Origin of the sequence: Vibrio fortis (genome assembly GCF_000695685.1) — a bacterium.
In the GTDB taxonomy this organism is placed as follows: Bacteria; Pseudomonadota; Gammaproteobacteria; order Enterobacterales; family Vibrionaceae; genus Vibrio; species Vibrio fortis_A.
The window spans coordinates 232,360-257,632 of the sequence record NZ_JFFR01000002.1 but is presented as its reverse complement, the minus strand read 5'-3'; the positions used below and the strand labels follow the sequence as shown (position 1 = coordinate 257,632).

The 25,273-nt window shown below is 43.7% G+C and carries 17 protein-coding genes; 5 read left to right on the top strand and 12 right to left on the bottom strand.

The genetic code is table 11. The features are described from left to right. Nucleotides 1–3 precede the first annotated feature (3 nt). Nucleotides 4–1,239, bottom strand: a complete 1,236-nt coding sequence (gene sbcD / locus VFDL14_RS21425) for an exonuclease subunit SbcD (protein ID WP_032548933.1) — start codon at nt 1,237–1,239, stop codon at nt 4–6. Nucleotides 1,240–1,483: 244 nt separating this feature from the next. Here sbcD and VFDL14_RS21430 point away from each other — a divergent pair, with 244 nt between their 5' ends. Further along, entirely contained in the window at nt 1,484–3,238 is a 1,755-nt protein-coding gene (locus VFDL14_RS21430) for a polysaccharide lyase family 7 protein (RefSeq protein WP_152549204.1), read from the top strand. A 163-nt stretch (nt 3,239–3,401) separates the two neighbouring features. Here VFDL14_RS21430 and VFDL14_RS21435 read toward each other — a convergent pair whose 3' ends face one another. The 5 genes from VFDL14_RS21435 to VFDL14_RS21450 form a co-directional block, all read right to left on the bottom strand. Beyond that, nucleotides 3,402–4,970 carry a polysaccharide lyase family 7 protein gene (locus VFDL14_RS21435; protein ID WP_032548927.1) on the bottom strand — a complete coding sequence of 523 codons (1,569 nt, stop codon included), beginning with the start codon at nt 4,968–4,970 and terminating at the stop codon, nt 3,402–3,404. A 385-nt stretch (nt 4,971–5,355) separates the two neighbouring features. Continuing rightward, nucleotides 5,356–7,215 (bottom strand): hypothetical protein, encoded by a 1,860-nt coding sequence (locus tag VFDL14_RS21440; protein WP_032548925.1) that lies wholly within the window; start codon nt 7,213–7,215, stop codon nt 5,356–5,358. Nucleotides 7,216–7,349: 134 nt separating this feature from the next. Then, nucleotides 7,350–8,216, bottom strand: coding sequence for an oligogalacturonate-specific porin KdgM family protein (locus VFDL14_RS21445; RefSeq protein ID WP_032548923.1), 867 nt, complete (start codon nt 8,214–8,216; stop codon nt 7,350–7,352). Nucleotides 8,217–8,927: 711 nt separating this feature from the next. Further along, nucleotides 8,928–9,245, bottom strand: a complete 318-nt coding sequence (locus VFDL14_RS0122865) for a cupin domain-containing protein (RefSeq protein ID WP_032548921.1) — start codon at nt 9,243–9,245, stop codon at nt 8,928–8,930. Nucleotides 9,246–9,467: 222 nt separating this feature from the next. Next, nucleotides 9,468–10,277 (bottom strand): SDR family NAD(P)-dependent oxidoreductase, encoded by an 810-nt coding sequence (locus VFDL14_RS21450; protein ID WP_032548920.1) that lies wholly within the window; start codon nt 10,275–10,277, stop codon nt 9,468–9,470. A gap of 231 nt (nt 10,278–10,508) precedes the next feature. Here VFDL14_RS21450 and VFDL14_RS21455 point away from each other — a divergent pair, with 231 nt between their 5' ends. Both VFDL14_RS21455 and VFDL14_RS21460 read left to right on the top strand, forming a co-directional pair. Continuing rightward, nucleotides 10,509–12,368 carry a DUF294 nucleotidyltransferase-like domain-containing protein gene (locus VFDL14_RS21455; protein WP_032548919.1) on the top strand — a complete coding sequence of 620 codons (1,860 nt, stop codon included), beginning with the start codon at nt 10,509–10,511 and terminating at the stop codon, nt 12,366–12,368. A 3-nt stretch (nt 12,369–12,371) separates the two neighbouring features. Further along, the gene (locus tag VFDL14_RS21460; protein ID WP_032548916.1) at nt 12,372–13,082 is read left to right on the top strand and encodes a 3'-5' exonuclease; all 711 of its coding nucleotides are present in this window, start codon (nt 12,372–12,374) and stop codon (nt 13,080–13,082) included. A 188-nt stretch (nt 13,083–13,270) separates the two neighbouring features. On the opposite strand, the gene VFDL14_RS21465 is transcribed toward VFDL14_RS21460, so the two are convergent. Together VFDL14_RS21465 and VFDL14_RS24230 are read right to left on the bottom strand one after the other, a co-directional pair. Further along, nucleotides 13,271–15,055: a sodium:solute symporter family transporter gene (locus tag VFDL14_RS21465; RefSeq protein WP_032548915.1), complete on the bottom strand. Its 1,785-nt coding sequence runs from the start codon at nt 15,053–15,055 to the stop codon at nt 13,271–13,273. Nucleotides 15,056–15,241: 186 nt separating this feature from the next. Next, on the bottom strand, nt 15,242–15,466 hold the full coding sequence (locus tag VFDL14_RS24230) for a hypothetical protein (RefSeq protein WP_152549186.1): 225 nt from the start codon (nt 15,464–15,466) through the stop codon (nt 15,242–15,244). Between the two features lie 530 nt (nt 15,467–15,996). Between VFDL14_RS24230 and VFDL14_RS21470 the strand changes: the two genes are divergently transcribed. Next, complete coding sequence (locus VFDL14_RS21470; RefSeq protein WP_032549693.1) at nt 15,997–17,868, top strand: methyl-accepting chemotaxis protein; 1,872 nt, start codon at nt 15,997–15,999, stop codon at nt 17,866–17,868. 99 nt (nt 17,869–17,967) lie between these two features. On the opposite strand, the gene VFDL14_RS21475 is transcribed toward VFDL14_RS21470, so the two are convergent. The 3 genes from VFDL14_RS21475 to VFDL14_RS21485 form a co-directional block, all read right to left on the bottom strand. Then, complete coding sequence (locus tag VFDL14_RS21475) at nt 17,968–20,700, bottom strand: glycoside hydrolase family 3 protein (RefSeq protein WP_032548913.1); 2,733 nt, start codon at nt 20,698–20,700, stop codon at nt 17,968–17,970. 196 nt (nt 20,701–20,896) lie between these two features. Further along, nucleotides 20,897–21,493, bottom strand: a complete 597-nt coding sequence (locus tag VFDL14_RS21480) for a LysE/ArgO family amino acid transporter (protein WP_032548912.1) — start codon at nt 21,491–21,493, stop codon at nt 20,897–20,899. Further along, on the bottom strand, nt 21,451–21,954 hold the full coding sequence (locus tag VFDL14_RS21485; protein ID WP_050487289.1) for a GNAT family N-acetyltransferase: 504 nt from the start codon (nt 21,952–21,954) through the stop codon (nt 21,451–21,453). Before VFDL14_RS21485 ends, VFDL14_RS21480 begins: the two co-directional genes overlap by 43 nt. A gap of 266 nt (nt 21,955–22,220) precedes the next feature. Between VFDL14_RS21485 and VFDL14_RS21490 the strand changes: the two genes are divergently transcribed. Beyond that, complete coding sequence (locus VFDL14_RS21490) at nt 22,221–22,973, top strand: class I SAM-dependent DNA methyltransferase (protein WP_032548911.1); 753 nt, start codon at nt 22,221–22,223, stop codon at nt 22,971–22,973. Nucleotides 22,974–23,054: 81 nt separating this feature from the next. On the opposite strand, the gene VFDL14_RS21495 is transcribed toward VFDL14_RS21490, so the two are convergent. After that, nucleotides 23,055–25,085, bottom strand: a complete 2,031-nt coding sequence (locus VFDL14_RS21495; RefSeq protein ID WP_032548910.1) for a TonB-dependent receptor domain-containing protein — start codon at nt 25,083–25,085, stop codon at nt 23,055–23,057. Nucleotides 25,086–25,273: the final 188 nt, after the last annotated feature.

Sequence of the window (25,273 nt, the reverse complement as noted above, 5' to 3'; positions counted from 1 at the left end):
GGTTTACTCACTCTCTCCGTCATTCACTTCTGTCATCACTTGTCTGAACGTCACGGTCATGCGCTCTAGACGCGCTTTTTCTGATTCACTTTCAAACTCTTCCAGTGCGATACGTTTTTCAAACACGTCCATTGGGCTAAGTTCTGATAGTGTTTCTGCCGATTCTTGATTCAAAGTCTGGTTACGCTTCTCTCGAGCTCGTCGCAATTGCAGTACCTCTACATTGAGCTCTTGCGTCAGACGTGAAATACGTTCTTGAAGATCAGATAGGTAATCCTGCGTTTGTACTTCTATCGACAGCCATACACTCTGATCGCCATCGAGACCAATATATTGGTTTAACTGTGTCTCAATGCTTTCAAGGTCGCCTTTAATCTCAGCAAGTGGCTGAAAGGTTGGAACATTCAATTGAGAAATCGCACGTTTACCTTGTTCGAACTCAACAATACATACCTGTTTGGTTGATTTGAGTTCATCAAAGCTGAGTGGAATTGGAGAGCCGCAGTAACGGATATGATCTTGCTTCGCCACGATTTGTGGTCGATGGATATGGCCCAGTGCGATGTAATCGGCTGGTGGAAAGCCATCTGCGGCAAAACCATCTAAATTACCAACATAGATGTCACGAACTGAGTCAGACTGTTGCACACCCATAGCGGTTAAGTGCCCCGTTGCAACAATAGGAATTTCGCTCGCATTCTCGTAATTTTCACGCTTCGAAACGGCCGCTTGATAAACATTTGCATAGTGCTGTTTAATTGCGTCACCCAGCTGTTTCTGTCTCTCGACACCAGAAACACCAGCTTGGCTAGTCAGTACGTCACGTGGACGGATAAATGGAATCGCGCACACCAAGGCTTCAACCTCTCCAGACTTACCTTTCAATGGAAGCACTTGCGTTGGGTAGTCGTCATTGGTGTTGGGAATCACATCGGTTCCCATGTATTTGAGTAGTTGCTGTGTCTCTTTGAGTACTGACACAGAGTCATGGTTCCCGCCAAGCAGCACCAGTTGGCAATTCAACTTGCTGCAATCTACGACGAACTTGTTGTACATCTCACGTGCATAGCTTGGTGGTGTGCTGGTATCGAAAATATCGCCCGCAACGATAATGGCATCAATGCTCTGCTCAACGACTTGTTGAAGTAGCCAATCTAAAAACTGTTGGTGTTCGTTTTTACGACTCTTGTTATAGAAATTTTGGCCAAGATGCCAATCTGACGTGTGAAGAATTTTCATGGTGTCTCGCTACGGGGATCGAATGTTCTTAATCTATCAAAATCGCTCCGGCATATCTCTTTAATAAGCTTATGAAAAGGCAACTAATCATCGATATCTGACTGTTCGTCCGCAATTTAACCAAAGTAAGCGGTCAGTGACGAAATTAGACTCACATTGAGTCACAAAATCAAAACCACTCATTTGAGTTAAAATAATACAAATGTGATTATTAGGTTTTTCCATAATAAGAATAACCAGTATGATGAAATTAAAACCAATCACCGCCGCGGTCATAACCGTACTACTTGCGGGCTGTGGTGGCGGCTCTTCCTCTTCATCTCCGAGTGAGCCCGACGACCCAAACCAACCAACCGATCCCACTGAAACTGTCGCACCCTACAGCATTGCTAGATATCAGAGCATCTTAGATAACTCAGATCTGCAAGTCTCAGATCCCGATGGCAGTGAAGGTAATAAGGCTTCTGAGGTCAAAAACGGAGCATTCGACGACTATCAAAGTGACTACTTCTACGCTGAGGAAGACACTGAGTATCTCGTCTTTAAAATGTCAAACTACAAGATGCGTTCAGAGGTACGCGAACTCGAGAATTTTGATGTTAGCGAAAACGGCGTTAAGCGCACTTTCTACGCAGAAGTTAAGCTACCCGAGATTGACCTCGCTATGGCCAACTCACCCGCTGATCATGATGAAGTCACTTTTCTGCAAATACACAATAAGGGCACCAGTTCTGATGGAACAGGTTACATCCCTCACCCCTTGGTTCGTATTGTTTGGGAGCAAGAGCGAAACGGCTTAACGGGCCACTACTGGGCCGTTCTTAAAAACAACGCGTTAGACTGCAGTTCAGATGCAAATGCCGCAGGATGCAGCGATTCCTATACTCGATATGACCTAGGTGAAGCCGACTTAGATAACTTTACCCGTTTCGAAATTTCAATATTCGAAAACACCTTATCTATCGAAGTGAACGACGAATCCAAAGCCAATATCGACATCTCTTACTGGTCGCATCTGCTCAGTTTCTTTAAAGCTGGTATCTATAACCAGTTTGAAAACGGTGAAGGTATAGCGAAGTTTAGCCAACTCACCTACGAAACGGAAAATATCGATACCTCGGCTAAATGGAACATTGATGACTGGAAGATCACCATCCCGCCAAGTAAAGATGATTGGTACGGCAGTGGTGGTACGAGTGCAGCAGAACTAGAGCCTGAACGCTGTAACTCAAGCAAAGATGTACTATCGAACAACAGCAACATTTATGACGGCAACATCGATATCTCCTACTTCAACGTGGCTGATGGTCAGATGCACTTTCGGGCTGACATGGGCTACGGCACATCGACAGCAAACTCTAATTACATTCGTTCTGAGCTAAGAGAGCTTTACGTTAGCACAGATAACCCAGACTGCAGCACCAGTGACGAAGACACTAGTTGGTACCTCAACGATCTTCGTACCAATGCAAAAAGCCATACACTTGAGGCTCAACTTCAAATCAATGAGTATCCAAATCTCGACCTCAGTGAGCAGCGCCCTAAAGTGGTATTGGGACAAATTCATGGCTGGAAGATCAGCCAAGCATTGGTTAAGTTGCTTTGGGAAGGTGATGATAGACCGGTCCGAGTCATCCTCAATGACAGTTTTGAGCGTAATAACCAAGACTGCGCGAGTTGTGAACCATTTAGCGTAACCTTAGGCCAATACGCTGCTAATGAAGAATGGCGCTACATTATCCGTGCTACACAAGATGGACTGTTCCTCGCAACCACAGACACTGATGGCAGTAATATTGTTTCCCACCAAATTGACTGGGGAGCTAACTACACTGACATGAATGGTGACACCGTCACACTAAGTAGTGATTGGGCGAGCGATGACATCGCGTTTTACTTTAAAGCCGGTATCTACCCTCAATTTAAACCTGATGATAAATACCAAGGCGAGATCTTCGATGTCAGCTTTAGTGAACTATCTACTGAACACGCGCAGTAACTCTCTATAATCGTTGAGGAACTTGGCACATTAGCTCCCCACTCTACCGTAAACAAAGCCATAGACTCCGTTAAAGACTCTATGGCTTTTTTATGCGCATACAAAAAAGCCAGTAACAAAGGTTACTGGCTTGATAGTTTTTTACTAGAGAGCGTGAGTTGGATTAACCTTGGAACTCACCGTATGTTGCGTCTAGCTCATAGAAAGTTGCTTGTACGTAGTCATCTGGTTCACCGTACATGTTCTGGTTGTATACGCCAGCTTTGAAGTACATGTAACGACCACCTTCGTCGTAACCACTGTCGCTCATATCAACCACTTGAACCGCGTCTTCTTTGCCTTCACGCATCAGAGTCACTGTCATGATGTTACCCTTCACATCAATTTCGTAGCTGAACATTTCACCAAGTGCGATACCGTCTTCACCGATTTCACCCGTCATGTCACCGACTAGATTGTAGTAATCTTCTGTGCCCGTCTTAGTTTTTTCGTGAGCAAAGTAAACAGTACCCGTTGCTTGGTTTGGAAGCTTACGGTAGTAAAGGCGGATTGGCTCGTCATCTTTGTCGTGGATTTGACCGATGATGAAACGACCGACCTCATGAGATTGACCTGTTGTTGTTGCATGGTCGATCTTCAGTGTTGCTTTAAGGGTCCCGTCTACACCACCAGCAGCTTTCTGATCTTCAATTGGAGCAGAGCTGAATACCCAGTTATTAGGGTTCACACCTTTAGTTTTGTGTGACTTCTCACCAGCGCGCAGCATTGAACGGAATTCCGTACGAGCGTACTTTGTATTCTTAGAAGTACGTGAGCCTTTCACGTAAGTCTTAAACACCATACCACCATCTTCTGCAGTGTAGAAAATGTCTTCGTTCTGGAAGCCATGTGCTAGATCCCACTCATCAACGTCATCTGCACGGCCATCACCATCATGGTCATAAGGTGTTGTCAGTTTCCAACGCGTTAAGTCGAAGTTCTCACCAGGTGCATTAGTTGCCAGCAAAGTTGCAGGCAGCGTTGGTGTCGGCATTGGCTGAGAAAGGTCACACTCTACTGTTGTCTCACAAGGGCGTACGAGTGGCGCACCGAAATCACCTTTACGGTTCTTCTTCAGCAACTCTTTTTGTGCTTTCTGTTCAGCTTTCATTTGCGCGATCATATCTGCTTCTGCAGCAACAACAGCATCTGAAATAAGGTGACTTGAAGGACATGCGTTGATGCCACAGTTTACAGCCGCAAGCTCTGTTACTGAGTTCCATTGGTTTTTAGTGTTACCGTAACCGACGTAACGAACATAACGCGCTTTTACCGCTGGCTCGAACTGGAAACGTTCTAAACCAATCGCACGGCCTGAGCTTTTCTGATCTTTAAGTACAGTAGTCCAGTTCTCACCATCTTCACTCATTTGAATGTCAAACGAAGTCACGCGTTCGTTACCTTTACTGAACGACGCTTGAACCGCATCAAACTCGTGAACTGAACCGTAATCCAACGTTGCGTGCTCACCGTTACCGTTTGCAGCCCAACGAGTCATAATGTTGCCATCAATAAGTTGGCTAGGTGTATTACCATCGTGGCTACTTGCTGTCACAGCGACTGGCGTTAGAAGTGGCTCACCCGTTTCTTTGTTGTTTGGAAACTGGTCTACTACAGGTGCTGAAGTACTCGCGCAACCAACGGCTAGAACAATCGAAGATGCAAGCAAGCTTTTTAGATAGATACTTTTCATTAGACCTTTCACCTTTAATGCTTAAGTTTGAATTATTTGTATTATAAGACGAGGACAAGATACCTTGTTGATATGAAACTTAAGCTCTAAGCCACGTTCCATGTACCGTATTAGCTATGTCCTTCACGCTAATGACACAAGTATAAACATAATAAAGTAATACAAATACCCCTAAAAAGTCATAAATGAGATCGCGCTCTTATACATCACCATCGAATCATAGATAAATGAGATCGGAGTCTTATTGAAGCAAATTAACCGGCCAAACCTTCTTGTTTTGTGCTCTGTTTTTGCTCTTAAGATAGGCATAAGCTAGGTTATATGGGCGGGTAAAAAACAAAAAAAGAGGCCTAAATGGCCTCTTTAAAACTCAATAAACAGTGATTTAGAATAATTCAGAATCTAAGTCGTCGAAGTAACTGTATGTGCCACTCGTACCGTTATCGCCTACATAAACAGCAAATAACGTAGGTGCAGATTCAGAAGCGTTTTCAGCAACTAGAGAGTAAGATTGGCCGCCATCTTCGTATGAAGTGTATTCCTGACCGTCTACTGTGATTGTTACATCATAGCCAGAGCTGTCAGAGTTTGGTTCCCATGCCATTGTGACGTCCACCCAAGCGTCTTGAGCATAAGATGCTAGGTCTTTTTGGCTTCCACTTTCATTACGGAATTTAACAGCTGAACTGCCAAATACCAGCTCTGTGAATCGGCTGCTTGAAGAGCCCGAAGTTGAATCGCCTAAGTAAAGGTACGTTGATTTTACATAGCCGTCAGCTGGAACATAAACTTTCGTTGAAACTGAACCGGACTCTGCACCTTCAGCAAAGGTACGAGACACAACCGGCTTACCTAAACCTGAGTTATCATGCAACAGTAGTGAGTTATCACCTGAGCTCGCTTGTTCAGTACTTACTTCAGCAACAATCGTTGTCTCATCATCGCCGTCTTTGTCACCCTTGATAGCGTAAGCGCTATTTGCCGCATCAATGCGAGCGCCTGCTGTGTAGCTATCAAAATCATCCGTTACCTCACCCGGTTCTGGCTCAGGATCTGTTGGATCGGTTGGGTCTTCTCCTTCAGTAACCACTGTCGCTTCCGCACTGTTATTATTGTAAGGGTCTGAACCACCTAGAGCAGCGCCGTTTGCGTAGCTATCAAAATTATCTTCGAAAACCACTTGGTTATCAGTCTCATCGTTCGAGTAAACCATGAAGTTATCGGCGATAAGTTCATAGTGGGTGGTGTTCGATGTATCACCCAACTTCAATGAAATAACCGTTACTGCAGAGTCATCGAATGACTCAAAGCCGTTACCACTGTTGTCGTATACAGTGTCATTGATAGTGAACGTGTAGTAACCATTTGCCCAGCTCACTTCAACCGCTAAGTCTTCCCCTAGCTCATAAGTACCTACTGGTTCTTCAGAAATTTGTGGTTTACCACCACTAACAACCGTTGAACGGTAGAAAATTTCACCCGCATTGAAGATAACTTCACCGTGTAGGTTCGTGTTTGAAGTGCCAGCACCGTACAAAGAGATGTAAGCGTTGTTACCACTGTCGTTCGCTTCTTCATTCGTGTCTGCATCGACTTGGTAGATTAGGTCTACTGATAATTTACCAGAGGCAATGCTAGATACTGTCGCAGACTCAGACAGTTTCAGACGCAGCTCACCGACGTCATTTTTAGCGCCGCCAAAGTTTGTATCCAAGATTTGAACGACATTATTAATCCCGCTATCTTCATTGGCATCAACAACCGCATCTTTAACTGAGTCATTATCAACTTCATCTGAACCTGATAGGTCAACACCGTTATCTTCATCAACAAATGTCATTGATGCAGGTGTGTCTCCCGAAGCTTCTGTTAGCGTGAACTCACCAGATACTTTCATTGTTGTGCCACTGTCGTAAAGCATAAATGAAATCGTACCGGCATCTTCATCGTAGTCATTGGTTGATGCTGATGCATCTTTGATCACGTATGTACCAGGTGTTGCGTCATCGTCGTAATATTTGTGATTGCCGTCTTCGCTAAATACGTAAACATTGGGAAGATCTGTGCTGCTGGTTGAAAAGCTCGTCGCTGATGCTGCTGTACCCAGTTGCCAATACCCGCTGGTAATTTTTAAATCCGGAGCTGGAGCTACAGGATCCGTTGGTACAGGTAAGCCATCGCTATTACAGCCAAAAAGTAAGCCAGTAGACAGTGCGACTGCTGTTGCCACTTTAGAAATCTGCATAATAAACTCTCTTGTTCGTTATAACTTTTATATATTCTTAGACAAAAGGTTTTCTCATCCGTATTGAGGATATGACAGAGAAACATAGCTCCACCGCGCGCAGAGCTAACCTTAAACGATTGCCTCTTTACGCATTAGAATGAGTAAGCAATACCCACGCGGTACTTCGCTTCACGGTCACTTGAACGAGAGCTAATATCTGATGACCAAAGTTCGCCAAATGGTTTCCAAGAACCGAACTTGTAGCTCACCTTGATACCCGCGTCCCATTCCCAATCATCGTTGTCGTATAGAAGTACGTTATCTAGAGATTTCACATAGTTAGCTTCGTAAGACAGACCCAACTTAGGTAAAGATTCAACCTTGTATGAGCCCGTTAGAGTGATCTTTGATTTCTGAGCAGATTCTAGCTTCTCACCAGTTTCGTTGTCCGTGTCACCAAAACGAGTGTGGTTACGGAAATCTGAGTACTCGTGACGGTAACGAATAGCGGTGGTTAGACCCATATCCGCTTTGTAGCCAACACGGAACTGAGGTTTGAAAGTGACCTTTTTCATTTTCCAGTCACCGTCGTTGTAGTTTGGCTCATCCCAATCCCATGCGATTGGCATACCCATTTGTAGATACCAATTGCTGTTCACTTTGTAAGTAGCAGTGTTATCTAACTCCATGTTGTAGATATACCAGTTACCGTTGTAGAAACTTTTGCTGTTGGCATTCTTAACGCTGCCCGAGTCAGCATCGTAATAAGAATCGTCTGTATGGAATTTGATTTCTAAGCTTGATGAGTGCTTCCACTTGTCGTCAAGCTTAAAGCTATCACCCAATTTCACACGATGTTGATGACGCGCATCGACATGGCGAGTTTCGCTCGTTCCATCTTTTTCGTAGGTGTAATCGGTAGCAGCACGATATTCGTAACGGTAATCAATTGACGCGGCCGATGCCATGCCGGCAAATAGTGTTGTAACCACTGCAATAGCCACTTTAGAATTTTTCATATTCCCTTCTCTTCTTTTGTTACGCAATTGGATTAAGTCTTATTGTTAGACAAATAAAACCAAGCTTCAAATAGTGCGTACCGATAGAATGAGCTCTCTCACAATAACCACGATGATTAAGTCGAAACTAAAACATAAGTCACAGAAGCGATGGTAATATTACGCTCAACCTAAACATTTATTCATACAAATAAATAAAGATCATTGAACAAAAACAGAGAAAATTTCACGAAAACTCCCTTATTTAAAAGGATGGCAGATAAAATCAATAAAGATAAAGGAAAGCTAAAAAATGTGAATTAGACAGGATAAAACATACAAATATAAGCTCTAGTAATGATTCACTCTAACAAAATAAGCCCAATCCAAACCCAATACGATATCTTCAGATTGAATTGAATGAACCTCACCAGCGCTACCAACCAAGGACAAGATATGACATATGTGGAATATAAAATGATACAAATTGGTTACTTGATATCAGGAAGTCGAAGGATGGTTTAGGGGCGGCTTGTGCCTTAAGTGGAGCGCCTCTCAGTTAAAACGTTCAAAACGGTGGGGTAGATAAAAAAAGAAATAGAAACCAACCGTGAATATGCGATTGGTAAGATTGATACTGAACGCGTCTACGACGAGAAGTCGAGTTTGAAGAACGTCGGATATCGTAATGGATAAATACAATGTGGGATTTTTACTGCTTCGAGCCTGCCATTAATGTGGATTGACTAAATCTAACAATGCACTGCCGTGCTCAAGAGACTTTGCGCCCTTTTCAAGATGTCGATGAGCCATAAATGCATCCCCTGCATTTAGGATTTGCTTATTGCCATCCACTTCAACCTCGAAACTCCCTTTTACCACGTACCCAATCTGCTCTTGTATCGTGTGATCGTAGACTGCACCGACTGCCCCTTTATCAAAACTGAGGTGAACGGCCATCAAATCTTTAGTTAATGAAACCACCTTGCGCTTCAATCCATTACCTAAGTATTCCCACGGGTGATTGTCGGCTTCATAAAAGAGATTCATTGTTCATTCCTTGTCGCTAAATCTGATGAGCTGATGGCCAATTAAGCGCACTCTAGTCTATACACACAACTTGTCATACAAATAATCGATAATTATGTGAATAGCGTCACCCTCTTTCTTTTTACGTAATCGATTTGTTTTGATGCTTTTACGTAAGTCGATCAAAAAAGCCAGCTACGTGCTGGCTCTTCTGAGATTTTTTACATTAAGACTCTAGATAAACTAAGGCGCTATTTGACCTCCATTCACATCGAGAATTTGCCCAGTGATGTAACCAGCACACGCATGAGATGAGAAGAACGCGAAACTCGGAGCAACCTCCTTCACACGCCCAAAACGCCCCATAGGTATTGAGCTAGCTATATTGGATTTAACCTCATCCGATTTAGCGTCGTGAAAAGCGGTATCAATCGTTCCTGGAGAAACGATATTGAAACGAATGCGATCTTTGGTGAATTCTTTAACCCAGTTTCGATGGATATCATGAAGCCAAGCTTTTGATGCTGCATATAAACCTGCACCGACACCGCCGCCCTCGCGCGCTGCAATTGAACCAGTGCTAATAACACACGATGTTTCACCTGACTCTAAAGCTGAGGCTCTTAGATGTGGAATCGCAAATTTGGTGACCATCAATGCAGAGCGCGCGTTAAGATCAATTACACGATCGAAAAACGCATCATCAATATCTTCTAGGTTTTCTCTTCCTCCTAGCCCACCAGCATTGTTAATCAATACGTCTAGCCCACCAGCATTGTTAATCAATACGTCTAGCCCACCAAAGTGATCTGTAAAGTCAGCAACAAGGTTTTCACAGCCTGATGATTGCATTAGGTCCGCTTGAAAGAATTCAGCCTCTCCCCCCAGCGCTTTCAATTCGTTTAAGATCGCTTCAATTTCCGGAGTCCTCGAGCTTCGACCATTCAAGCCTACAGATGCTCCACATTGAGCAAAGTACTTTGCCGTTGCCAATCCCATACCCGACGTTGAACCAGTGATTAACACTCGCTTGCCTTTTAAATCATCAAACATCAATGGTTACCTTTTGCTGTTTTATTTTAATTAATAATACAATATTGCTATAAGTTCAACAATAGCGTAAGTTAAACAACGAGATCTATAACTCAAGACAACACCGACTTTATCAACTACTTTGCTTATAGTCAGTGATTTAGGCAACAGTCAGACTGAATCATAATTCTAGTTTTAGAATCTAAAATTCCACGTTATAATCATACAAATATATCTTAGTGAGCATCAGTTATGTCAGATACCCTTTTACCCAATATATTGCAGTTTATCGATAAAATTGACCCATTTGATAAGGTGCCTAAAGACGCCTTAAGAGAGCTCGCCTCTCAGATACAGATAAGCTATGTCGGAAAGGGAGAAGTCATTGATCTTTGCTCAAACAAAGGCGAAAAAGCGCTCTACATTGTTCGCACAGGTGCTTTGGAGCAGCGTAAATCAGACGGTGTTTTACGAGCGAAATTAGGGCCAGAAGACCTCTTTGGCTTTACATTCCTCGGCCAACAACAAGACAGCAGTGAAATCTATCAAGCGATCGCAATTGAAAACTCACTCATCTACTCAGTGCCCCACTCAGCACTCAAAACGCTATTTACCAAACATCCAGAATCGGCTGAACATTTCGCGTCACAAGCACAAGTCCGCCTAAAATCGGCGTTAGATGTGGTTTGGTCAAACAAAGAGAAAGGTCTGTTTATACGCCGAGTTGGTGATGTCGCCAGCGGACGCGTAGCTGTTGTTACTGCGGAGCAACCAATTAAAGACGTTGCTAAAGAGATGCTTATTCAGCGCTCTCCTTGTGCAGTAGTTTATGAAGAAGATGAAATTGTTGGTTTGATTACAGACAGAGACATGACCAAGCGCGTGATCGCTAAAGATGTCAGCACATGTCGCCCTATATCAGAAGTCATGACACTGTCACCGTTAACGATTTCTCCAGACGACCTTGTACTACAAGCTGCATCGATGATGATGCAGTTCAATATTCGTAACTTACCCGTCGTTCAAGACAATAAGGTGGTCGGGCTTTTGACGACCACTCACCTAGTTCAAAACCACCGTGTTCAAGCCATCTTCCTTATTGAGAAGATCAAATACGCAGGTAGCGTATCGTCATTGTCCAAGTTTACTCCAGAACGTCAGGCGATTTTTGAAGCACTAGTTGAAGGCAAAGTGAGTCCAGAAGTTGTCGGTAAGGTGATGACAATGATCATGGATGCCTATACTCGCCGTCTGATTCAGATTGCCATTGATAAATTAGGGCCTCCGCCTTGTGATTTCGCATGGATTGTTGCCGGTTCTCATGCTCGTAATGAAGTACACATGCTTTCAGATCAAGACAGTGCAATTGTACTGTCTGACGACGCGACCGATAACGATCGTATTTACTTCAAACACTTAGCCATGATTGTCACCAAAGGTTTAGAGAGCTGTCACTACCCACTTTGCCCAGGCAAATACATGGCAGCTACACCGAAGTGGTGCCAGCCTTTGTCCGTCTGGAAACAGTACTACAAGAAATGGGTTGATAGCCCAGAATACGAACGCTTACTTAACATCAGCGTTTTCCTCGAAATTCGTTCGGTTTATGGCAACAGCGAGTTTGAGAAGATTCTAAGGGACGAACTAAATCAAAATATTCAAAGCAATCGAAGCTTCCTTACTATGTTGGTTAACGATGCAGTGAATACCAACCCTCCATTAGGAATCTTCAATAGCTTGGTTCTTGAAAAGACAGGCGAAAACAAGAAGACACTCAATATTAAGAAGTACGCGATTAACCTAATCATCGATCTCGCACGCATCTATGGGCTGGCGGTATCTTGTGACCTTTCCGCGACAGATGAGCGATTTAGAACTGCATTCGAGAAAGGTTCACTCAGCGAAGATTCTTACAAGAACATTATTAATGCGTATCGCTTCATTCTCTCTTTCCGGTTCAGTCATCAACTCGAAGCGCTTAAACATGGTGGTGAGCCTAACAACCACATCAATCCCAACAGTTTTGGTAGCTTTGAGCGTAAACACCTTAAAGATGCCTTTAGAATCATCGCGGAATTGCAGGATGCCGCAAAAGTGAAATTCGGAGGCTAGTCAATGCTGTTTAAACGCTTTCACCCGTTAATACGGCTGAATAAAAGACGAGAACTGTTTATTGAACAGCGCCATCAAACCCTAGAACTTAAGGCATTAGTATCTGAGCCAGAGTGTTCGCTCGATACAACAGCCGATGAGCTTAGCTATATTGTTTTGGATCTTGAGACCACAGGGCTACAAGCAGAAAGCGATCTTATATTGTCTATGGGTTGGGTTGAGATAGACAACGACAAAATCAATCTAAACTCGGCGTCACACCTTTACATTAATGAAGAATCTTCCGTCGTACCTGAAACCGCGGTGATCAACCACATCACACCTCAAATGCTCAGAGATGGTATCTCTTTATCTAATGCTATGACTCAATTTTTCGAAGCTGCTGCGGGTAAAGTAATCATTGCCCATGCTTGTGGCGTCGAAAAAGCATTCATAGACCGCTACTTGGATACCTACTATCAAGTGGTGAATTTGCCTATCTTGTGGATTGATACGTTAGCGATTGAAAAGAACATGGCAAAAGCGCGAAATGAGCATGACCTAGACTACTCTTTGTCTTCGACTCGCGAGCGTTATGGGCTGCCAGAATATAACAATCACAACGCGCTGATCGATGCAGTCTCTACAGCAGAGCTTTTCTTAGCACAAAAAAAACGTCTCTCTCCAACTACATCAGTACCAATCGCCAAGCTCTATAGTTTGAGCCACAAGTAAAGATCACTAATACAAAAAATCTTACCCCACAAAAAATAACCCCGATATGGATGACATATCGGGGTTTTATTTATCGAAAAACAACAAGTCACTTCTTGAGTCGAAAGCTATACAATAAGAACGACAGAAGCGGCTGAACTATCAGCCGCTTTAAAGTTATCTATTTGAGATTAAGGGTGTATCAACCATCACGAGGTTTGTTCTGATACCGTGCCCTTCTCTTCAACCGAGTCATCCACTGCTTTCACAAGCAGCATACCAACACCACCTACAATCGCACCACACAGGATGAACACCATACGTCCCCACATTGGGTTAGACAGAAGCGCCATAAGCATCACGCCAACACCCGCTACTGCGATAAGTTTACCAAGCATTTGACGCTGTTTGTTATCCAGTTTCTTCTGCTCAGTAGACTCTGCAACTAACGGTGTCTCTAAGTTGTTGAAGAACTTATCTACATCAGCTTGACGATCTTCGCGCAGTGGTTTGTAGAACAGAGTAGAAGCGATGAAGAAACCACCTGTTAGCGTAATATGACCGATAAGACCAATTGCAACCTTAACATCAGACCATTCACGCTTAGTTAGCTCTTCAAGACCAAATACTGCTGACACCATTTCTGCATTGATGACGAAACCAACGATGTAAGAAACGATACCACCGACGATTAGCGTGCCCCAACCTGCCCAGTCTGGAGTCTTCTTAATGAAGAAACCAAGGAATGCTGGAATTGTCATTGGGAAGCCGATTAGCGCACCAACGTACATCATGGTATCGAACAAGCTCAAACCTTTTAGAGAGTTAATGAACTGTGCGATAAGGATGATAGCGATACCAAATGCTGTAGAAGTAATCTTAGAGACAGTTACGAGTTCTTTCTCAGAAGCCTGGCCTTTACGAACAACTGGTTCGTAGAAGTTTTTAACAAAGATACCTGAGTTACGGTTTAGGCCTGAGTCCATAGAAGACATCGTTGCTGCAAACATTGCTGCTACAAGAAGACCAACCATACCTGCTGGCATGTACTCTTGTACGAAGTATAAGTAAGCAAAGTCACCCGCTTTAGAACCAGCCTCAGGGTACGCAGCAGATAGGTCTACACCTTGACCTGCAATGAACCAAGAAGGCATGAACCAGATGAACACGCCACCAAGCATAAGTACACATGCAAGAAGTGCTGCTTTCTTAGCGTTCTTAGAGTCTTTTGCCGCTAGGTAACGGTATGAGTTAAGCATGTTATTAGTAATAGAGAACTGCTTAACAAAGATGAAGAATGCCCAGATACTGAAGATGCTTAAGTAGTTAAGGTTGTTACCAGCTACGAAAGAACCTGTGTCGCCCACAGGGAAGTTATTGACGATTTCACCAACACCACCACCTTGAACAACAGCAACGACAGCACAAGTAACCGTTACTGCCATGATGATAACCATCTGCATAAAGTCAGATGCAATTACCGCCCATGAGCCACCCGTTACCGACATAGCGAGTACAACCAGACCAGTGATCCAGATTGTCATCGTCATATCGAAGCCGAAGATACCAGAAGCAATGATTGCGAGTGCATTCAACCAAACGCCTGCTGATACAACAGAGTTAGGCATTGAAGACCAAGTAAATACTTGCTCGTTCGCAGCACCAAAACGCATACGGATAGCTTCAATTACGGTAACAACGCGAAGTTGGCGGAACTTAGGAGCAAAGTATGCAAAGTTCATGAAGTAACCAAAAGCGTTTGCTAAGAAGATGATTGCGACCGCAAAACCATCGTTGTATGCCTTACCCGCTGCCCCCGTAAATGTCCAAGCGGAGAATTGCGTCATAAATGCCGTAGCACCTACCATCCACCAGAGCATGTTACCGCCCCCACGGAAGTAATCACTGGTGGTACTAGTAAACGTTCTGAACATCCATCCTATAGCGATAAGAAATAAGAAATAGATGCCTACAATAGCTGTATTGAGTTCCATTCTAATAGACCTTTTGTTTTTCTATAATTAGTTTCGACCTGTACATCATAGCTATAAACCCACCCTATTGTACTACAATAAGTCAAAAGTGTGATTAATGGCAGATTAATATTATTTTTGTGAATTCGTCGATCCTAGTGAGTTTCTAGTGTCATTTGAGGCGCTTAACCCTTTTAGAGAAAGGGATTAGCCCGTTTTATAAATCAACTGTGTGGTCTTTTTATCTCCCTTTTTCCCACCACAGATAAAAACCAGAGCCTTGTCATACATATAAAAAAGCCCACGTCCGAGAACAAGACGTGGGCAAAACGGATAAACCGCCTGAACAAAAGCAGGAAGAGAACGTTCAGAAAGACAAACGATACCCCCACGGAATTCTACGTTCGCCTCATAATTACTGGCGTTACTCAATTTTCTAACCAAATTCGGCTAACTACTGTGTTCAGTAAAATGGGAACATAACTCATTTGTAACTTCGATGAACCAAACATAAGCCAGTTCAAAAGCAACAAATGATTGAGGTGTTTAACAACAACATACAAGGCCTCCAAACACTCCAATCAGCATTATTGTATTACTAATAATCTGAAATGGTTAGTTTTTGATTGCGAAATAGAGAGCTAAGTCAATAAATGAGTAATGACTCATTCGGTCGATGTATTGCTACTTGTGGCATAACAAGAGGGGATCTGAAGGGAAATCGTGATAGTTGTAAATTCTAGTTAAGTCACATAGTTGGTGATTATTTGATTTTACAGATAGATTTTTCTCACAGATTGTATGACCTAAAAATAATACAATAACATTACACAAGATTGATTATGAAGAGCCGTTTTAGAACGACACAATCAATGTCTAAACTCACTTGTCTATTCGCGTGAAAAATTATGAAAAATATAAAAACGTTATTTCCACTAGGTTTTAAAGGCAAACTCATCCTGATGGTGGCCGCTGTCACCACTGTTTCGCTAATCGCTTCAAACTGGTTCTCGTTCAATCTCGCCAAAGAGCAGGTTGAAGAGACCATTTACAAAGAGATCGACCGCTCTCTCTCTGTAGAAATCAATGAAATTGAGCAAGATGTACAACGCACCATCTCTGTCGTGAACTCGACGGCAGCAGAGCTCAAAGCCGCAAACTTTGAGGTCGAGAATCAGGCGTTGATGCACTACGCTGCTAAACTGGGCGGTATCGATAAAATGGTGATTGGCTTCGATGATGGCCGTTCTTTTACTTCACGCCCTTCCGAATCTTTCCCAAACGGTATAGGTATTCCTGAAAAGTACAACCCAACGACCCGCCCTTGGTATAAACAGGCCAAAACCCGCTCAGGGCTCTCTTTTAGCGACCTATTCTTTACTAAGAGTACGCAAACACCAATGGTTGGAGTCATGTATTCCTTTAAAGATAGCGTGCTTATGGCCGACCTTCGCTTTGATGATTTGGAAGATAAACTCGGTGAACTCGAAAAAATCTACCAAGCACGCGGCTTAATCGTTGACGACAACGGCATGATCATCGCTTCGACCATTGAGAGCATTGCACCTCAAAGCATGATCAGTTCCTTACCAGCCACCACTCAATTAGCGGCCGCAACACGTCAATCAGAAGTATTTATTCGCGGCAATATTGACCAGAAAGAGATGATGTTGATGGCTAAAGTCGTCAATATTGGTGATTCAAATCAATGGCATATGATCTCAGTTATCGACCCTAAAATTGCAATGCAAACCCTTGATAATGTGGTCATTAATGCTCAGATGTTAATAGTTGCAGCTGTCGTCTGTTCAATTGCGGTGATGACCTTGCTACTGAATATGCTGTACCACCCAATCATCTCGCTACGTAACATTGTTCATGACCTATCCCAAGGTAACGGTGACTTAACTCAGCGCCTAGAAGAGAAAGCCAATGATGACCTTGGCAAGATTGCACGAGACATCAATATCTTCATCAGTGGCCTACAGAGCATGATCACCGAAGTAAAACAGAAGAACGTGGTGCTTGAAGGGAAAGTTGGAAGTATCGAAGGTTGTTGCCAAGAAACCAACAGCGTATTACAAGTTCACACCAACGAAACCAGCCAAGTTGTCACAGCGATTGATAGTTTGTCTCACGCCTCTATTGAGGTAGAAAAAAATTCTCAGTCTGCAGCTGAGGCCGCTCATAACGCAGCCACCTTTAGTGATGAGACTAAGCAGATCAATGTACTGACAGAGTCCTACATTAATGCCCTAGAGGAGCAAGTCGATACAACATCTCACGACATCATTGCGATGGCAAACGAATCACAGAGTATTCAATCTATCGTGACCGTCATCGGGGGTATTGCAGAACAAACCAACCTACTCGCACTCAACGCATCGATTGAGGCTGCACGTGCAGGTGAACATGGTCGCGGCTTTGCAGTGGTCGCCGATGAAGTAAGAGCGTTGGCGAATCGCACTCAAGAGAGTACCTCTGAAATTGAGGAAGCGCTCTCTAACCTCCAAGGCCAATCTGAAGGCTTGGTGAAGTCGATTGAACTCACTAAATCGAATTGTGAGAAAACACGCAATCAAGTGATTCAAGCTGTTGAAATGCTTTCTAAACTGAGTGAGAAGATGGAAGTCGTCAGCCACTTCAACAGTGATATCTCAAGCGCTTCAGCAGAGCAAAACGCCGTCACACAGAGCATCACAAAGAGTGTCCATGAGATTGACCAAATTGTACTTGAGCTCAATAAGCTCAGCGTGAATCAAGTGAATGAGTCCGTCGAGATTAAACAACTCAACCACAGCATCAGCACCTTAATGAGTCGCTTTAAGGTTTAACCTATAATCTAAAATCTAACCCACGAAAACCAGAAAGCCGCTCCCAACAGAGCGGCTTTCTCATTGCTATCGATTATTAGGGTTAGAGACTACTCTTTCCTACTTAATCTTGTTAAACAAACCGCATGACAAGTACAGTGCTCGCTTGTCATCAACTTGCTGACTCTCAGGTACGTAACGAACTTCACCTATATCAAAATCGAACGGTTCATCTGAATAGAGAAGCAAGGGAGTATTCAAGTCCGAAAAATCTAAGCCATTCTCAGCCAAGCAACTCAAAGGCACTTTAACTGTTAACCAAGGTTTATCACTGTTCGCTAGCGCTTGTGAGAGCTCTTTCTCAATTGACGCGATAGCACCACATGGGTAAACGCAGTGACTCGCGAGTTTTAGAGACTTAGGCACTGAGCCATAGACTGCGATATCGAACTCCAAGTCTGCGCCTGAAAATAAGTAGTCCATCAGATCAACACCTTTTTTATCCGGTGTTTGCAGATAGAACTGCATGGGTAGCGACTGTCCTAGGCTGACAGAAAGCGCGTCTTGCTGGTGTTTATAGTTGATTGGTGTGGTGTGCGCGGTACCAATTTCCGTCACTTTCGAGCGAGATACAAAGGTACCCTTCCACTGCGTCACTTGACCACTCACTTTAGGCACAAACTGATCACTGGCCAGTCGTCCAAAGATTTCTAAATTATGGGTCGCTTTGGTTATTTGGATCTCTTTACCACAGCCAATTCTCTCTTTATCTAACTCTATTTCGCTCAAATGCTTTGCTTTTTGATAACTCAAGCCGTAGCCATATTCGAACAAGGGTGGACTCTCCTCTGGAGAAAGCTCGTTTTCTGGAATCACATAGTTTGGAATCCGGGATTCAACACGGCTTACATTACTCACACACTTATCACGTGGCCAACTAAACGACAATCGTCCAGTAAAATCTTTTCCATTCACACCAAACAACACATCGGTGATGCCCATCGCTTCGGTTCCTGGTAACCAAGCTGCTACGAAGGCATCAGACAAATTTAGCTCCGGCGTTGTATACAGAGGTCTTCCTGAGAAAAACAGTGTTACGACCTCAAAACCTTGTCGCTTGAGTTGTTCGAGTAAACGTAAATCGCGTTTATAACTGGCTTTAAGCTCTGAATAAGCAATACTTTGGTGTTCCTTGATATCACCAAACATCTCCGCATAAGGATCTTCACCCATTACGACAACCGCAATGGCATCCATCGGCGCGGTCTCTGGGTCGGTAAACACCCTTTTCTCGCCAACTTGCTCAACGAAAGCCTCAAGTACAGTTTCACCGTTTCTATAGTCAGAGCGTCTATTCTCATTGCCCTGCCAAGTTAACGTCCAGCCCCCGCTCTGCTTCTGCAGATCATTTGAAGCACTGCCGACGACAAGATAAGTTTGGTTATTTGAGTTGAGCGGTAAAATTTGATTGTTGTTTTTGAGCAATACCAAGGATTCGCTGACCGCTTGCCTTGCCACCAGGCGATGTTTATCTGCACCAAGTAAAGATTCATCCCCCGCATAGAGTCGATAGGAAGGTCTCGGTTTGAACCATAGCCCTGCTCTCATTTTCACTCGCAGTATTCGAGTCACTGCATCATCGATTCGAGACATCGGAATTTCGCCACTTCGCACCTGCTTTATGACGTTGCGATAAAAACCTTTCCAATCTTTATTATCTGTCACCATAAACAGGTCATTACCTGCCAAGACTGCTTGCGGGCAGTTGGCATTGGTACACCCTTTGACCTCACCATGCCCATTCCAATCGGTCACCACGATACCGTCAAAGCCTAGTTTGCCTTTTAGTATATCCGTGACAAGGTAACGACTACCATGTAGTTTGCCACTATGGTTTGAGTTCGCATCAGAGTTCCTATTTCCATTTTCGTCAACTTGCTGCCAAGAGTTAAATGACGTCATAACCACTTGCGCACCAGCCTCTATAGCGGAGAAATAGCCTGGTGCATGGAGGTTACGTAGTTGATCTTCTGTTGAGTGGTTGACTCCCCGATCCACTCCATTTTTAGTCCCACCATCACCGAGCCAATGCTTAACGGTGGCGATCACTTTGGACTCGGTTTGCAGCTGTTGCTGATTACCTTGCAGCCCTTCCACGATCGCAGGCGCGTAGTGATAAGTAATATCTGGAGACTCTGAGTAACCTTCGTAGACTCTTCCCCAACGGTAATCTCTTGGCACAGCCACCGTAGGAGCAAAAGTTAAGTCAATGCCGGTCGCTGCGATTTCTACTGCCGTTACTTCACCAATCTGTCGAAGTAAGTCTGGATTGTTTGCCGCACCTAGGCCGATATTGTGGGGAAACAGTGTCGCTCCATAGACATTGTTGTGCCCATGAACAGCATCGGTTGCCCACATAAATGGAATTCGGAACCCTCTGCCGGCATAGGCTTCATCCAACGCAAGCCAATAGCTGTCTGCTTGTTTCGCCCACTCTTGCGCCGTTGCGTATTTATCTTCATTCGGCCAGCCACCACCACCGTTAAGTACTGAACCGATCTTATATTGCTTGGCTTCTGCCGGCGTCACTTGTCGATATTCAGGCATGATCATTTGCCCGACTTTCTCACCCAGTGTCATCCGACTTAAGATATCTGCGATACGAGCTTCAATCTGAGGATCTTTTACAATCGCACTCTCTAATGATGGCCATTCTGAATAATAGGGAGTAGTAACCCTCTGTTCTTCGTTTACTACATTTACTTCAATCGGAGGGTCCGCAATCGCGCAAGGAGCAGTAACTAAGCTTACAGCAACGCCTCCTAACAAAGCCTTATAATTGTGTAATATCACTTTGTAATTCCTAGCTAATTGACGATATTCAATAGCTTAAGTGTAGAACAAAAAACAAAACCATAGACATCAATAGGCATATCAATATTAGCAACCTAGTAGGTATTCAGATAATCGAAGAAGTTCAGTGTATTGATACAAAAAGCCCACTGTTCATAAGATTCCGTGGGCTCTGTGATTTAGCGTTTAAGGATTGTTAGATAAGTAGGCTGATTGCAATGGTTGCCATCATAACACCAACTATAAACTCTAGTATTTTCCATGACTTAGGGCGACTGAATAGTGGAGAGAGAAATCTCGCCCCAACCCCCAATGAAAAGAAGAACACGAATGAAGCTGTGATCGCTCCAATGGCAAATTGCATCTCATTCGGTTGGTACTGGGTGGAGATAGACCCAAGCAATACGACCGTGTCTAAATACACATGTGGGTTTAACCAAGTAAATGCCAAACATACCGACACCACTTTAAGCAGAGAGCCTTTGGTTTGAACATGGGTTTCTAACGCGTGGTTTTCGGTAAACGCAGAACGAAAACTCAATATTGAATACACTGCCAAAAACAGCGCGCCACCAAATCGAGCGATCTGTTCTATTTGTGGAAACTTCTCAACAATTGCACCAAAACCTGCCACACCGAAACTTATTAACAGTGCGTCTGACACAGCGCAGATTAAACAGACAATAAAGACATGCTGATTTTTCAAACCTTGCTTCAGTACAAAAGCATTTTGGGAGCCAATTGCTAAAATCAGAGACAAGCCAAGGGAGAAGCCTGATAAATACGTGGACATGCTGAATGAATGTCTATCGTCATAAAGTGACTGTGAGGATCGAGCTTGTAGTCCGCAAAAGGCTCACAATAACGAAAACCAAATTTCTCATAAAGGTTGCGAGCTGGTTTAAAGTACTCTTCAGAACCAGTCTCTAAACTCAGTGTTTGATACTGGCGAGAAGAGGAAACCTCGAGTACATGCTGCAGCAATTTGCTGGCGACGCCTCCCTTTCGTGCATGACGAGATGTTCTCATCGATTTAAGCTCTGCGTGCTGTGGTTCGAGCTCTTTAATTGCCACACAGCCAAGTAGGACATCCGCCTTCCAAGCACTGAAAAACGTAATGTCTGAGGCTTTTAGTGCACCGACATCAAGAGCGTGAACACTTTCAGGTGGTGAAGTCGCGTACATGTCGGCTAAGTGTTCTTCGAGTAGCGCTATGACATCGCCGCCCGACAAATCATCCTTTCTGATTTCCATCGAATCCATTCCTTTGTATTACTGGGTTTCTAATGCTGCCTTTATATTAACTGTCTTCTTATTGATGAACAGAAAACTAGCCTCAGAGCATAACTGAACCCTTATTTATAGTTCAAGCTCGAAGATAAACCTTTCATAGCAGCGACTTATCAATCAATAGCAAAACTATTTACTCGTCTCGATAAATCCTTTTTGTTTCTCTTTCTCAATTACGTTCCTTACGATGCGCCACTTCTCCAACATTATCCACATCATTACAGGTCAACATGCGTACTAATGCTCTCTACACCGATCTTTCTGGTTACTACGATTTAATGTGTCTCGATATCGACTATCAATCGCAAAGTAACTGTGTGCGTAGATTACATCAAATCTTCGGCAATACCGGTCGTACTCACCTTGATCTCGCTTGTGGTACCGGCCCACACGTGCGTCATTTTATTGATTACGGCTATACCAGCAGTGGGCTTGATTTGAACCAACCTATGTTAGATATCGCGATGACACGCTGTCCTGAAGCTCAGTTTTCACAACAAAACATGAGCCACTTTACAGTAGATGAGCCCGTTGATTTGATTACTTGTTTCCTTTACTCGATTCATTACAACGATGGGATTGATAAACTGAAAGCTTGTGTTGAGAGCGTGCATGCTGCTTTAAAGCCTGATGGTATCTTCTGCTTCAATGTTGTCGATAAAGCGAAGATCAACAACACTCTGTTTGTACGTCACACTAGCAATCTAGAGCAAGATGCATTCACCTTCCGCTCAGGGTGGTACTACTCTGGTGACGGCGATCGACAAGCACTCAAGCTGAGTATCGAGAAAACAACCAATGGTCAGACGCAAATCTGGCACGATGAGCATCCGATGGTTGCATTCACGTTCGCAGAGATCGTTCAAATCCTTGAGCCATATTTCGATGTTCACTTATTTGAGCACGACTATGAAAAGCTGACGCCTTGGGATCAGCACTCAGGTAACGCTATCATCACTTGTGTCAAAAAAGCCGCCCACTAAAACCAATAACATTTTCTTATGGGACAAAACAAAAACGCAGGCCATTTTGACCTGCGTTTTATTGGGAGATAACTTTAGATCTTAGAAGTCTGCAGTCATGCCAACGTAGTAAGTACGTGGCTCTTCAACATATCCTAAATACTCTAGCTCTTGAGTAACTGCTTCATCCGTTAAGTTAGTGATACCAGCTCGAATGCGAACTGAGCCATTCACATTATATACAGTACCGATATTTAGTGTGGTGTAAGCGTCTTGAGTCAGATCTGTTTCAATCTGGCGTTCGCCACGATATCTAGCGCTCACGAATGTCGTTAGGTCGTAAGTAGGACTCCAGTTGAGTTTAACCAGACCAGAATGCTTATAGCGTTCCAACAACTGCTCGCCCGTCGATTTATCTTCAGTATCTAAGTAAGTGTAGTTACCTGATACATCCCATTGTTCTGAAATCTGGAAGCCACCAGCCAATTCAACACCTTGGATGATTGCTTCCGATACATTGTGATATGTCTTGGCACCTAGATTCCCTGTCGGAGTTCCATCAGGATTTTCACATTGACGAGCACTTTCATTCCATTCACCACCGTCTGGACAGTAACCTTCTGTTCGCTCAATAAGATCATTGATCTCATTTCGGAACAACGCCGCTTCCACATTCCAACGAGGCTGAGTGTAAACAGTAGCTAGTTCGTAATTTAAGCTTGTCTCTGGCTTCAGATCTTCGTTACCCACTAATACACAGCCACCTTTACAGCTCGATACTTGGTAGTCTGCTTGATTCTGAGTCAGTGTTGGCGCTTTAAAGGCTTTACCAACGCCACCTTTAATAATCAGGTCATCGGTTGTTTGATGAACCATATAAACTCGCGGACTAAATTCTTCACCGTAAAGCTCATGCTTATCTAAACGCCCACCAATCGTAGCGGTCAATTGATCTGTCACTTCCCACTGGTCTTGTACAAATAGCGCACCTTGATATGCTTCAGAAGAACCACTCACCAAGTTTTCTTTGTTTATTAGCTTGCTCAATTGGTAATCCATACCAAAAGTAAGAGTGTGGCTATCACCAAGATAAGTCGTTGCTGATGCCTCTAAGATCTGTGTGAGTTCTTCAATATCACTACTAAAATTGTTTCCTAAGTCTGCCGCATCAGTATCTGTTACATTTTCACGTGAGTAACGAACTTGAGTGTCACCCCAGCTCCAAAAACCACTATGAGTAATCGCTTGGCTATGACGTACAACACGTGTGTCTGACTCAATAACAGAGCTAGAACTTTCTGCTGCAGATTCACGCTCATCGTCGCTGTAACCCAAATCAAGGTCGATAGTCTGATTGTCGGTCGCGTACCACGTTAGATTCGCTAATAGGCTAAGTGTATCGCGCCCTTCTAGCGCCGTAATATCTTCTCGATCGTAACCCGAGCTGTGAGTTCCAGAATAAGGCTGCCACGCATCACGGCTGGTTTGGTTTACAGAGAAGCGAGCAAACAACTCATCTTCTATCAATGCGCCTGACGTGGTTAGTCCGACGGAGTGCTCTTGGCCACCATTACCATCCATTGGCGATGATGTATCCATGCTCAATGTCGAGCTCCAATCATTCTCTGGTGCTTTGGTGATGATGTTAATCGTACCGCCCATACCATCAGAACCGTACAACGCCGACATAGGACCTCGAATGATCTCAACACGTTCAATCGAATCTGCTGGAATAGTTGAAAGATCGAAGTCGTTACCACGAATAATTGCACTTGCAGAACTTAGACGTCGACCATTTACCATGATCAAAGTGTAATCCGAATCCATACCACGAATAGAGATCATCTGACGACCTGCTCGCGTGCTGTCAAAGTCTGACTCAACACTAGTAGAGTCCGCCACAATGTCTGCTAGCGTGATACCAGGGTTATTCTCAATATCCTCTGCCGTGATTACCGACATAGAAGCAGGCGCTTGTTTTAGAGAGGTTTCTGTGCGAGTTGCGGTAACAACCATCTGTTCATCAGTTTCTGTAGAAGCTTCATTGGCAAAGGAAACCGTTGAAACAGAAGAACAGATAAATGCTACGGCTATAGCTAAAGGCTTAGGAGAAAAAAGAGAACGATCCGTCATAGTATGATGTCTTTAGTTGCAAGTGATAATGGTTTGCATTGGACATTCGGTTACCATTTACATCAATGAAAGTTTCATCCCCTTTGGTAATTCTGACTATTTATTTTTCAAATACAGATTATCTTCCATATCCATTTATTGATTAATCAGCACCTGTAAATCAGTGCTGATTATCGTACACAAAGTGG